Genomic DNA, 12,174 nt, shown 5'->3' on the forward strand with positions numbered 1-12,174 from the left:
ATAAATTCCGGGAATCTAGGGTACAGAGTGCCTGACACATACGAATAATATAATGATAGGCGAAACATTTCATATTGACAAATTCCCAATTGAGTGTTACAATGTAACACGATCAATAAGTGAGGTGAAAAACATGGCACATATATCATTAAGAGTGACTGAACAAGAAAGAGAATGGATAAAAGGATATGCTGATTTGCATTGTATGAATGTTTCTGAAGCGGTTAAAATGGCTTTCTTTGAAAGACTAGAGGATGAGTATGATCTTATTGCTCTTAGAGATTGCGAGAAAGATACGTCTAAAGACCTTCTATCTTTAGACGATACCTTTAAAGAGTTGGGTATCCTCGATTGAGTGTCGGTTCTGGTTACAAAGTCGTTTTTACTAAAAGTGCGAGAAAAGACTTGAAAAAGATAGAAAACGTGCAGTTGCGGTTTATCAAGTCTTGGCTTGTTAAAAATTTAGAGGGGTGTGAAAATCCCCGGTTATATGGTAAGGCGCTTGTTGGTGACAAAAAGGATTTTTGGAGGTACAGAGTGGGTGCTTACAGGTTGATCGCTAATATTGATGATGGATTAATCATCATAGAAATAGTAAGTGTGGGGCACCGGAGAGAAGTTTATAAATAAAGTAGCTAAGCAGCTTAGGCACCTGACGCCAATTTATATTATCTACAGGTGAATGTTTTTATGTAATAGTGGTATATAGAAAAATATACCTTTCGAAGCAGCGTTGATTATTGATTTCTTGACAAAACGAAGCAATCCGACTAAAATAAAATTAGATATTATTTTAGTCGGATTTTTTATTGATGAGAACGAGGTGATACCGAAAAGAAGCGGTGCCTGACACCAATAAATAAAAAGGGGTTTAATAATGGACAAACTAAAAGAAGAAAAAACAATTGAGTTCAAGCAGGAGTTTACTTCCTCATTTTTAAAGACCGTTAGTGCATTTGCAAACTATGGTGATGGCGAAATTATTTTTGGGATTAGTGATGATGGTGAGGTTGTTGGCATAAAAAATATTGATCAGCTTAGGTTAGCGATTGAAAATGCGATTAATGATACAATTGAACCAAGGCCAAGCTATACATTAATAGAAACAACAATGGAAAAAAAAGCAGTCCTTATTCTAAACGTGTACAAGGGTGAGAGTCAACCTTATTTTTATAAAGGCAAAGCATACAGAAGAATGGATACAGCCAGTGTCCCAGTTGATCGAACTGCATTGCAAAAATTGGTATTGATTGGAAGTCGAATTGATTTTGATGAAATGCCCTCAAAAAACAAAGAATTGAGATTTGAGATACTATTCAAATGGTTAAAAAGTGTTCTTGGGATTGAAGTGCTTACAAATGATGTACTCATCTCACTAGGTTTGCTGGAACATGGCGTTTTTAATAACGCAGCTGAATTGCTATCAGATAACAACAAAATAAAAAGTTCCTGTGTCGATATGGTTCGTTTTGGGGACAATATTTCAATATTTTTAGATAGAAAAACCATCCAAGGCGGTTCAATTTTACTTCAATATGAGGAGGCGATTGAATTTTTCAGACAGTGGTATAAGCCATACTTAGCGATTGAAGGAATTCCACGAAAAGAAAGAATACAAATACCGGAATTAGCGTTTCTTGAAGCAATGGCGAATGCACTGATCCATCGAGATTATCTGATTAATGGTTCAATACGGATTGAGATGTATAAAGACCAATTGATTATTCACTCGCAGGGAGGTTTGCCCGATGGCGTGTCGAAGGATGATTATTTAAACAAAAATATTTCCATCCCGAGAAATTCGATTTTAGCCGATGTGTTTCATCGTTTAAAACTGATTGAACGCTTTGGTACAGGAGTCAGGAGAATAAGACAGGCTTATTCTGAGTTCAAAGAAAAACCCTTATTTGATTTTTCTGAGCAATCAATAAGTGTTATTTTGCCATGTGTTACATATGGTGATAACCTAAACCTGGATATTGAAGGCGCACATATTTCCGATGATGAAAAAGTAATGAAGCTAATTAGATCAGAAAAATTGATCACCAGAAAAACAGTTCAGGAAATAACTGGTTTAGGCGAGACACAGTCTAAGGCTCTATTAAATAGATTAATAGATTCTGGATTCATAAGACGGGTTGGCAAGGGTAGAATGACTGCTTATGAACATATTGAGTCTTGAGTCATAAAATTCAATTCTATAAGCCATAAGCCGTCTAAACCGTCGGAATTCAATAGAAAAACTATCTTTCCGTCGGATTTTCCGACGGAAAGCGACGGAAAGTCTGAATGGTGTTTTTATCCGACGGAAGGAAAGTTCGGATTAGTACATGACACCATTTTATACTATCCACAGGAGAATGTTTTTGTGTAATAGTGGTATATCGAAAAGTATACCTTTCGAAGCAGCGTTGATTATTGATTATTGATTTCTTGACAAAACGAAACAATCCGACTAAAATAAAATTAGATATTATTTTAGTCGGATTTTTTATTGATGAGAACGAGGTGATACCCATGTATATTAAACGCGCAGCAGAAGACGCAGTCAAGCGGATTATTCAGACTTTTCCGGTTCTTTTGGTAACTGGGCCCAGACAGGTGGGTAAATCAACAATGCTGGAAAATTTGGCGGAAGACAATCGTAAAATTGTTACGCTGGATGATCCCGATGTCCGTTATTTGGCCAAGAACGATCCGGCCCTGTTTATGCAGCGCTATACAGCACCGGTCCTGATTGATGAAATCCAATATGCGCCAGAGTTGCTGCCATATATAAAAATGGAAGTGGATCGCAACAAAAAAAACGGCGAATATTGGCTGACCGGTTCCCAGGCCTTTCATTTGATGAAAGATGTCAGCGAGTCCCTTGCTGGCCGGGTGGGTATTGTCAATCTTCTTGGTTTATCGAACAGCGAAATATCAGGTGTAACGTCGGAAGTTTTTTCGACTGATCCCAAGCAATTGTTAAGACGAATAGAGACCACCAAAAAGCAGGGGCTGAATGAAATATTTGAACGAATCTTCAAAGGATCGATGCCACGTTTGTATGCCGAAGAAAATGTGGACTGGGAAACCTACTATCGTTCCTACGTCGATACCTATCTCCAGCGGGATATTAGAGATCTGACCCAGGTGGCCAATGAAATGTCTTTTTACCACTTTATGACAGTTGTCGCCGCAAGAACGGGTAAACCGGTTGTTTATGAAGAAATTGCGAGCGAGTCGGGAATTTCCGCTCCGACAGCAAAGAAATGGCTTTCCATTTTGGTTTCCTCGCATATTATTGCGATGGTACAACCGTATCACAACAATGTTTTAAAGCGAGTGACAAAAATGCCCTTACTCCATTTTCTAGACACCGGTCTTTGTGCCTATCTGCTTAAGTGGGGCAATCCTCAGGCCCTGGAAAAAGGGCCGATGGCGGGGGCATTTTTTGAGAGCTATGTATTCTCTGAAATTTACAAGAGCTTTCTAAATGCCGCAAAGGAGCCGCCGATCTACTACTATCGGGATAAAGATAAAAAAGAAATTGATTTGTTGATTTTAGAAAATGGAATACTCTATCCCATCGAAATTAAAAAAGCTGCTTCACCAGGCAAAACGGCGATTAAGCACTTTGATGTCTTGAAGCCAGTAACAGAGCCGGAAAAGTTTGGTAGTCTGGCACAACTGAAAATTGAAGTGGGAACAGGCAGTGTCATTTGCATGGCGAACGATTTACTGCCAATCAACGAAAAGAATTGGTATGTACCAGTTTGGCTGATATAATAATCATGCGAGACAACTGATATTGAAGGTCTGGACAAGTTAGTGCCTGACACCAACTTATAAACTTTATATTTACAGCTTGCGAGTAGTGGTGTATACTGGTTAACAAAACTCTTTCAATCATTGCCTTAGTAGCCAAGGTGTCGTTTAAGAAAATTGTGGTCTAACAATGTTTTATGTTCCCGTTTTAGCTATCTGAGGTTACGGATTATGATTAAAATATGGTAGGGAATTAATGTTATGAAAATTGAAAAAATTAATGAAATGATCAACGGTGGTGAAGGCATAACGGTTGAGTTTAAGCAAAGCAAGACAAAGTTAAATCGAGATGTATTTAAATCAGTCTGTGCTTTTTTAAATAGAAATGGTGGTCATTTATTTCTTGGCGTTAATGATTCGGGTTGCATTGTAGGTATTGATCCGGAAGAAATCGATAAGATGAAGAAGGATTTTATTACGTCAATGAATAATCCCCTGAAAATTAGTCCAACCTTCTATTTATCTGTTGAAGAAGTCGTAATTGATGGAAAAATCATTTTTTATATCTTTGTGCCCGAGAGTTCACAGGTTCATCGCTGCAATGGGAAAATATATGATCGAAATGAAGATGGGGATATCGACATAACCGCTAACACAAATCTCGTCTCTTGGATGTATATTAGAAAACAGGGTAGTTATACAGAAAATCGCATTTTCCCATTTGCGGAATTATCGGAGTTGGAAAATGAGGTGTTTAATAAAGTCAGAAAGCTGGCGGTAAGTCAACGTCCTGATCATCCATGGAAAACGATGGACAATTTAGAGTTATTAAAAAGTGCAGGGTTGTATCTTAAAGACTTGCAAAGTGGAAAAGAAGGGATAACTTTAGGTGGGATTCTCATTTTTGGTAATGAGCAACTCATTCAAGCAGCGCTTCCTCATTATCGAACTGACGCAATTCTTCGTCGAGAAGACACAGATCGTTATGACGATCGGGATGATATCCGAACGAATCTAATTGATAGCTATGAAAGATTGATGCAATTTGTTGCGAAACATTTGAATGATAAATTTTATCTGGAGAAAGATCAGAGAATAAATATAAGGGATAAGATTTTCAGAGAAGTGGCTTCCAATATCTTGATACATCGGGAGTTTGCTAATCCATTTCCGGCAAAGTTTATCATCGAGAACGAAAGGGTTTATGCTGAAAACAGCAATAAAGCCCATGGACACGGCATTATTGATCCAAATAACTATTCGCCCTTCCCAAAGAATCCGACAATAGCTAAGGTTTTTAAAGAAATCGGGTTTGTTGATGAGTTGGGATCTGGTGTTAGAAACATTTTCAAGTACAATAGAATTTATTCAGGTGCAGAACCGGTCTTTATAGAAGGTGATGTCTTTAAGACGGTTATCCCATTGACCCCGCAAGCTACCCCGCAAGCTACCCCGCAAGCTACCCCGCAAGCTACCCCGCAAGATGATAGAATTGCCGAATTGTTAGATTTTTGTAAAACGCCCAAAAGCAGGAAAGAAATTCAAGATTTTCTTGAAATAAAAGATAGAGAATATTTCAGGAAGAAAATATTAAATCCATTAATAAATGGTGGTTTATTAAAAATGACAAAGCCTGAAGCGCCCAAAAGTCCAAATCAGAAATATTATTCTTAGAAGAGACAGAGTAATGGTCCTGAGTGGGACACAGTGCCTGACCCCAACTTATATCAGCCACTGCGGCTAACAAAATGGCGCTAAAAAGTATCTATATCTGATACTAAAACTATGAACATATCGAATTTCAAGTCCCATTTTCAGGGACTTCAAGCTCATTCACAGTGCTTTTAGGAACAGGCAGGTGAGGTTCAAGAGTCCTAATCATTCTCAGTAATCGAGATGAAATAGGAAAAACTTCGAGTTATCTCGGCAATAAAAATGACAAGGAAAAGATCAATGAATCAAAAGTATATTCCACTATCAGTGCCTAATTTAAAAGGACGGGAACTTGAATATGTATCGCATGCCATTGAAACGGAATGGGTTTCATCTGGCGGTGCGTATATTGACGCGTTTGAAAAGCAATTAGCAGCTTATGTTGGTGCAAAAGGAGCGGTGGCCTGTCAAAGCGGGACAGCCGGTTTGCATATTGCATTACTTTGTTGCGGTGTGACACAGCAGGACGAAGTGATTGTACCGGCGCTGACATTTATTGCATCCGTTAACCCTGTCAGATATGTCGGTGCTGAACCAATCTTTATGGACTGCGATGACTCACTTAACTTGGATGCTGAAAAACTCCTGAAATTTTGTGAAGAGGAGTGCAGATTGATTAATGATCAATTAATCAATAAAAAAACCCAAAAACACATCAAGGCCATCATTGTCGTTCATGTCTTTGGGAACATGGCTGATATGGAAAAAATAATGGAGATTGCCAAAATATTCCATCTTTATGTGATTGAAGATGCGGCAGAAGCCATCGGCACCTATTATCTTGAAGGCAAATACGGCGGTCAATACGCAGGTACGATTGGGGACCTTGGTGTTTATTCGTTTAATGGAAATAAAATAATCACAACTGGCGGAGGCGGTATGATCGTCTCGCACAATGATCAACTCTTGAAAAAATCAAAACACCTGACAACCCAGGCCAAGAAAAATGAATTGTATTTTGAACATGACGAAGTTGGATATAATTACAGAATGACGAATCTCCAGGCCGCACTCGGGCTGGCGCAGTTGGAGAGACTTGAAGAATTTATAGCAATCAAGAAACGGAATTTTGAGCTTTATAAAAAGAATATTGAAAAGATACCCGGCTTGGCGATGCTTGCGTTTAAAGAAAATACTCGGCCAAATTACTGGTTTTATTCACTCTACTGCAATGCGGATTATCCCCTCAATCGGGATGAAATTATTGGTCTTCCGGCATCAAATTCAATTCAGGCGAGGCCCATTTGGGCGTTAATCTGTGATCAGAAACCGTATCTTAACAATCAAGCCTATCGGATTGAAAAATCCAGAATGTATGTTAAACATATCATCAATCTTCCTTGCAGTACGAATCTGACGGAAGAAGAATTATTGCGTGTGGTAGGATGCTTGAATAGTAGCTTCTGACACCTTCCTAAGATGATGGGTGCCTGACACCCATCTAAAAACTTAATGTTGGACATTTAGCAAACAGTGGTGTATACTGAGACCAAGATAGTGTTTTTACGGCGAATGACTGAAAAGGATATGAAAATGGATTGTTTTTTGTGTAACGGGAAGCTGACAGAGTCAACAACCACCTATATGGCTGACTTAAGAAACATCATTGTGATTGTTAAAAATGTATCTTGCCATAAGTGCATCCAATGCGGCGAAGAATCATTTAGTGGTACGGTTGTTGCACAATTAGAACGCATTATCGATCAATTACGCAATACATTAACAGAAATTGTGGTCGTTAATTATGACAATCGTGCTGCCTGAATTTTTCTAATGGAGGATGAGATGGGGAGAAAACCAAGGGTTGAATTTCAGGGAGCCACTTACCATGTGATCAAGCGGGGAAACAATCGCGATTATATCTTTCAGACTAGACAAGATAAAGAAGATTTTTTAGAATGCCTGGAAACGGCCAATGAGGAAGATGTCTTTAACCTGTTAGGCTATGTGATTATGGATAATCATTACCATTTGATTATCGAGACAAAAGAAGTGCCGCTGAATAAAATCATGCAGAAAATTAATAATACCTACAGCAAAAACTACAACAAGAGACACAATCGCAGGGATCACGTTTTTGGCGGCAGATATAAAAGTATTCTGGTAAACGATGACAAATACCTTTTGTCCCTGCTCCGATATATTCATGCGAATCCGGTCAGGGCTAAGATTCTTCACAATATGGCTGACTATGGCTGGAGCAGTGATCAGTTCTATCGCAATAATATAAAAAAGCAGGTGCATATTGATAAGATTTTAAAGATGTTTTCTGAAAACCGGATAGTGGCCTTGGTCGAATATAAAAATTTTATGGAACAGCAAGAAGACAAGATTAAGCCGAAAGATTTTTATGAAGCAGGTGCGGTTATTGGTGAAGAGGAAGAGAAAAGTAATAATCATTTGGGAAGCGGCCAGTACAATGAAAGCTTGGATGAAATTTTAAGACGTGTGGTTACCAATGAAGAAGCGTTTCAATTGATTAAGTCAGGATCAAGACAAAGATGCTTAAGTGCCGATAAGATTTCTTATGTCAAAGCGGCGGTGGAACAGGGCTACACCTTTAAAGAAATTGGTAAGAATATTGCGATATCGGCTGTAGCTGCCAATAAAATGTTATTAAAACATCTAGATGCCTGACAACCATGTATCAACTTAATTATGGTCATTTAGCAAGCATTGGTGTATCGTGTAACAAGATATAGTTATCGTTGGTTATATATCTGAACACTTGGTGACGATGCATCTGGGCCAATAGAATATTCGAAGCTGTTTAAGTAGAAGGCGAAAAGAAAGACAATGGGCCTGATCCAACTTATATAATATAAAGAATACTTATAAGTGAAATGTGCAAAGGAGAGGAGCGAATAGTGAACTGGAAATTTTGGGAGCAGCAGAAGCCACTTAAGGATGACCGGCTTGACAGTATTTCAGATGGGCTGAAGCAGCTTTTGGCAGCAACAAACGGGCAGCCGTTTGAGCAGTTGGAGATGCAGATTAAAGAAAATGCGGAGATGATCAATCGATTATCCCGATTACAATATAAAATGGGCCAGGAGTTAATCAATAAGGTGACGCCGATCTATGATAATCTTGGCGATGTGACACAACTTTGCCAAAAAGGACAGGCGGCTACTGAGCTGGCGATCCGGGAAAACAGTAACCGGATGTTAGTGTCGACCCTGATCGATTCGATCGATACAATCGATGGGGTGATGCAGAATACCTGCGGGAATATTCCCGATGAATGGCGGACTTTTTTAAAGACCATCCAGATTTCGGAGCTGGATGGTCTGGCAAGGGTGGGCATTCGCGAGCTGGAGCTCCTGGGTTCAAGCTTTAACCCGATCTTTGCCGAAGCGGTTGAGGTCAGAGCAATCGATCAACTGACCGGGCAGAATAAAGCGATGCGTCCTTATGAGGTGATCGAAGTGCTGCGGCGGGGCTTTATCGATGGTGAAGGAAAAGTGGTCCGGAAAGCTCTGGTCATTACGCTCACCAGCAGCAACCAATAATAAATTAAGAAAGAGACGGTAAGTATGCATAATGAGATAGTCGGAAAACGGCCCATTGTGGGAATCGATTTGGGTACAACCAATTCATCAGTAGCCTATATCAACGCCAGCGGTGAACCGGAAATTATCCCTTCATTTAAAGGTGAGAAATTAATACCATCAGTCATTATGATTGACTTAAACAATCAGGTTGTCGTCGGACAGGAGGCTAAGGATGCGGTGATTGCCATGCCGGAGCGAACCCTGACAGCAGTCAAACGGAAGATGGGCCAAAAGGATGAACTACCGATTGCCGATCGCCGGTTGCTGCCGGAGGAAGCTTCGGCCATTATTTTAAAAGAACTGAAAAAATATGCCGATGCTGCCATGGGCGAAGGCGAAAAGGAAGCGGTTATTACCGTTCCGGCTTACTTTACCGATGAACAGCGTCGGGCCACCAAACAGGCCGGTGAAATTGCCGGATTTGTGGTGGAGCGGATCATCAATGAACCGACCGCCGCCGCTTTGGCATATGGTCTCAACAATCTTAAGAAAAAGGCCAATATCCTGGTTTATGATTTGGGTGGCGGCACTTTTGATGTTTCTGTTGTTGAAATGATGAAGGGCATTTTGGAGGTAAAGTCTTCGGCGGGCAATAATTTTCTGGGTGGCGAGGATTTTGACTGGAAGTTGGTTGATTTTCTGGCGGAATATATGATAAAGACCTATGACGTTGATCCCCGAGCCAGCATCCAGGCCAGGTATATCTTAAAAACAGAGGCTGAAAAAATAAAAATACTGCTTTCTAAAAAAGCGGTGGTTGAGATTGCCATTCCCATTGTCGTGGTCAAGGATCATAAGCCATTGGGAATCTATACCCAAATCACCCGGGAACAATTCGAGGCGATGATTGCGGAGTTTCTTGATGAAACGATGGTGCTGGTAAAAAAAGCGCTCGATGATGCTCAGCTGGACGTTTCTGAAATTCGTGATGTGCTGCTTGTCGGCGGCTCCACGGCGATTCCTAAAGTTGAGCAGTTACTGCAGGAATACTTTAACAAAAAACCCAAAAAAGAAATTCATCCCGAGGAAGCGGTGGCCTTGGGGGCGGCGGTTCAGGCCGGTATTAAGTCAGGCCAGTTGCTCAAGCAGCAGTTAATTGCCACTGACGTTGCCCCCTTTGCCATGGGCATTGCGGTGTTAAAGGTTGATGCCACTGACCGCCTGAAACCCGGCGGATTTCAGAAAATTATTGACCGAAACACCACCATTCCAGTGCGTAAGAGCGAACCATTCACCACCTGCTGTGATGGCCAGACCACGGTTTCGATTGAAGTCTATCAGGGGGAAGACGAATGGGTTGAGCACAACCATTTTCTGGGCGAGTTTCTGGTCGATGGCATTCCGCCGGCACCAGCCGGGATGGAAGGCATAAATGTCAGCTTTTTTTATAACATCAATGGCATTCTGGAAGTAACCGCCGAATTAGAGTCGACCGGAAAGAAAGTCATTGTCAACATGCAAGATGAACTGCAACGGGACTCGATGGAGGTCTTTCGGGCAAGTGTCAAGAAGATTGAAGCGCTGCTGGAAACAAAAACAGCAGAGCATCTGAGCAGTCACACTCAAATGAGTTTTATCGATGCATTTGATTTTGAGGATGAAAAGGATTTTGGCTATCCAGATCTGGAAAATCAGGATCTGAAAGTCCTGAAACAGGAGCTTGAGCAACTTCGGACCGATTTGTCAGGCAGGATAAACGTAGATGAGAATCAGATCCTGGAGCTAATTGAGGCAGCGATAACCACGCAGGAAAGAAGTGCCATGATTGAAGCCATTGAAGAAGCAACAGATTTGCTGATAAAACTGGATTTGGATTAGGGAGTGGCAGCATGTTTAGAAAAGGTATTTTTGATCAACGGAAAAACAACCGATTGGAAGATTATTACAAGATTCTGGGAACAACTGCCAAGGCCGGTCCGGAAAAAATAAAAGAGCGCTATTTTGAAAAACTAAGAGCGTTTCCGCCGGAAACCCATCCGGAAGAATTTCAACAGATCAGAAAAGCTTATGAGACGCTGAAAAATCCCGATGAACGGCGAAAATATGATATTCTGAGAAAATTCGGGCCAAAAATAGAAAAAGAAATGAACAATGCCATGATCCAAGTCATGACCGGAAATGATAAAGCGGCCCATAAGACCTTGTCTAAAATAATTGAAATGGATCCGGATAATGTTCAGGGATATTTAATTAAGGCCGAACTGTATCTGGAACAGAATAATCTGGCAGATTTCGAAATCTACTTTCAAAAAGCAATCGATAAATTAAAGACAGAAGAGGGTGCAGACCTTGCTTTTTTAAAAATAGCATTGTTGGCGGAACATGGTTACATGGAAGCGGCACAAAAGGAAATAGTCTGTTCAAAAGAACGCTATCCGGCTTCTGCGACGCAGTTTGATCAGATTTCTATCAGAGTCTATCGGGGCTTGCGGGACTATGAAAATCTATGGCAGATTACTTCTAAGTTAGTGCCGCCGATCAAGGAAAGTCAACCGGATCACATCTATCTGATGATTGACTGGTTAATTGCCGGACTGGAACTGGAAAAAAAGAAGGAAATCAGCCACATTATCAGTCGTATGAAAAAACTGCTCCGTTTGATCGAGGATCAGGAAGAACGAGACTATTTGACCAGCGTTTTTGTCGACGAATACTGTGGTTATCATGATGTCGGACGTTTTGAAGACGCAATGGCGTTTATTGAGCTGGCCTTGTTTATTGATAAAAATGACAAGGAACTGCAAGCCTTAAAAAAAGAACTGGTGCCACTGGTAGCCCTGGATGCCACAATTCGACGTCTGGATTGTGATTGCTATCTGATTCCCTATCTAAAAGTCGTGGCGCTCAAACATTTTTATGAAAGCTTTGACATCGAACCGGAAGAAGGCTTTAGTGCGGATTATTATCAAACAATTGCAGAATATAAGGATTGTAATGAAGAGATTGCCTGGGGAATTATGCAGATCAAAAAAAGATATCCTGCTGTTTATAAAGCGTTTCAAAGCGACTGGGAAGCCTTATTTGCAGAGCATACCGCCGGTTTGAATCGTGAAGCCAAGCGGCGACTGAGATAGGCATCTATGTGTGACAATCTGAGCGATCAAAATATGGGCCGCCAAGTATAAATCAGAAAATGCCTTATATTTTCAGGCGATTC

Annotated in this window: 11 protein-coding genes; all 11 read left to right on the forward strand. The window is 40.5% G+C overall.

The genetic code is table 11. The features are described 5' to 3' along the window. Nucleotides 1–133: 133 nt before the first annotated feature. The 11 genes from relB (at nucleotide 134) to B3F51_RS11105 (ending at nucleotide 12,091) form a co-directional block, all read left to right on the forward strand. Nucleotides 134–355 (forward strand): type II toxin-antitoxin system RelB family antitoxin, encoded by a 222-nt coding sequence (relB, locus tag B3F51_RS11055; protein ID WP_286947100.1) that lies wholly within the window; start codon nucleotides 134–136, stop codon nucleotides 353–355. Then, complete coding sequence (locus B3F51_RS11060; RefSeq protein WP_286947102.1) at nucleotides 352–630, forward strand: type II toxin-antitoxin system RelE family toxin; 279 nt, start codon at nucleotides 352–354, stop codon at nucleotides 628–630. The genes relB and B3F51_RS11060 overlap by 4 nt, the downstream gene beginning before the upstream one ends. A gap of 247 nt (nucleotides 631–877) precedes the next feature. Continuing rightward, entirely contained in the window at nucleotides 878–2,182 is a 1,305-nt protein-coding gene (locus B3F51_RS11065; RefSeq protein ID WP_286947104.1) for an RNA-binding domain-containing protein, read from the forward strand. A gap of 335 nt (nucleotides 2,183–2,517) precedes the next feature. Next, nucleotides 2,518–3,771 carry an ATP-binding protein gene (locus B3F51_RS11070; protein WP_286947105.1) on the forward strand — a complete coding sequence of 418 codons (1,254 nt, stop codon included), beginning with the start codon at nucleotides 2,518–2,520 and terminating at the stop codon, nucleotides 3,769–3,771. Nucleotides 3,772–4,011: 240 nt separating this feature from the next. Then, nucleotides 4,012–5,424 (forward strand): RNA-binding domain-containing protein, encoded by a 1,413-nt coding sequence (locus B3F51_RS11075; RefSeq protein WP_286947107.1) that lies wholly within the window; start codon nucleotides 4,012–4,014, stop codon nucleotides 5,422–5,424. Between the two features lie 279 nt (nucleotides 5,425–5,703). After that, on the forward strand, nucleotides 5,704–6,870 hold the full coding sequence (locus B3F51_RS11080) for a LegC family aminotransferase (protein ID WP_286947110.1): 1,167 nt from the start codon (nucleotides 5,704–5,706) through the stop codon (nucleotides 6,868–6,870). A gap of 126 nt (nucleotides 6,871–6,996) precedes the next feature. Further along, nucleotides 6,997–7,227 carry a YgiT-type zinc finger protein gene (locus B3F51_RS11085; RefSeq protein WP_148637576.1) on the forward strand — a complete coding sequence of 77 codons (231 nt, stop codon included), beginning with the start codon at nucleotides 6,997–6,999 and terminating at the stop codon, nucleotides 7,225–7,227. A gap of 21 nt (nucleotides 7,228–7,248) precedes the next feature. After that, nucleotides 7,249–8,100, forward strand: coding sequence for a transposase (locus B3F51_RS11090; protein ID WP_228882268.1), 852 nt, complete (start codon nucleotides 7,249–7,251; stop codon nucleotides 8,098–8,100). A 230-nt stretch (nucleotides 8,101–8,330) separates the two neighbouring features. After that, a complete protein-coding gene (grpE, locus tag B3F51_RS11095; protein WP_286947112.1) occupies nucleotides 8,331–8,975 on the forward strand; it encodes a nucleotide exchange factor GrpE in 645 nt (214 codons plus the stop codon). Between the two features lie 24 nt (nucleotides 8,976–8,999). After that, a complete protein-coding gene (locus B3F51_RS11100) occupies nucleotides 9,000–10,835 on the forward strand; it encodes an Hsp70 family protein (protein ID WP_286947113.1) in 1,836 nt (611 codons plus the stop codon). Between the two features lie 11 nt (nucleotides 10,836–10,846). Further along, complete coding sequence (locus B3F51_RS11105; RefSeq protein WP_286808282.1) at nucleotides 10,847–12,091, forward strand: J domain-containing protein; 1,245 nt, start codon at nucleotides 10,847–10,849, stop codon at nucleotides 12,089–12,091. Nucleotides 12,092–12,174 lie beyond the last annotated feature (83 nt).

It is taken from the genome of Acetobacterium sp. UBA5834, assembly GCF_002435675.1.
Taxonomy (GTDB): Bacteria; Bacillota; Clostridia; order Eubacteriales; family Eubacteriaceae; genus Acetobacterium; species Acetobacterium wieringae.

What these genes read in the sequence shown, in the direction of transcription:
- relB (WP_286947100.1), top strand. Translation starts at nt 134, where the DNA reads ATGGCACATATATCATTAAGAGTGACTGAACAAGAAAGAGAATGGATA.
- B3F51_RS11090 (WP_228882268.1), top strand. Translation starts at nt 7,249, where the DNA reads ATGGGGAGAAAACCAAGGGTTGAATTTCAGGGAGCCACTTACCATGTG.
- B3F51_RS11100 (WP_286947113.1), top strand. Translation starts at nt 9,000, where the DNA reads ATGCATAATGAGATAGTCGGAAAACGGCCCATTGTGGGAATCGATTTG.
- B3F51_RS11105 (WP_286808282.1), top strand. Translation starts at nt 10,847, where the DNA reads ATGTTTAGAAAAGGTATTTTTGATCAACGGAAAAACAACCGATTGGAA.
- B3F51_RS11075 (WP_286947107.1), top strand. Translation starts at nt 4,012, where the DNA reads ATGAAAATTGAAAAAATTAATGAAATGATCAACGGTGGTGAAGGCATA.
- B3F51_RS11070 (WP_286947105.1), top strand. Translation starts at nt 2,518, where the DNA reads ATGTATATTAAACGCGCAGCAGAAGACGCAGTCAAGCGGATTATTCAG.
- B3F51_RS11085 (WP_148637576.1), top strand. Translation starts at nt 6,997, where the DNA reads ATGGATTGTTTTTTGTGTAACGGGAAGCTGACAGAGTCAACAACCACC.
- B3F51_RS11065 (WP_286947104.1), top strand. Translation starts at nt 878, where the DNA reads ATGGACAAACTAAAAGAAGAAAAAACAATTGAGTTCAAGCAGGAGTTT.
- B3F51_RS11080 (WP_286947110.1), top strand. Translation starts at nt 5,704, where the DNA reads ATGAATCAAAAGTATATTCCACTATCAGTGCCTAATTTAAAAGGACGG.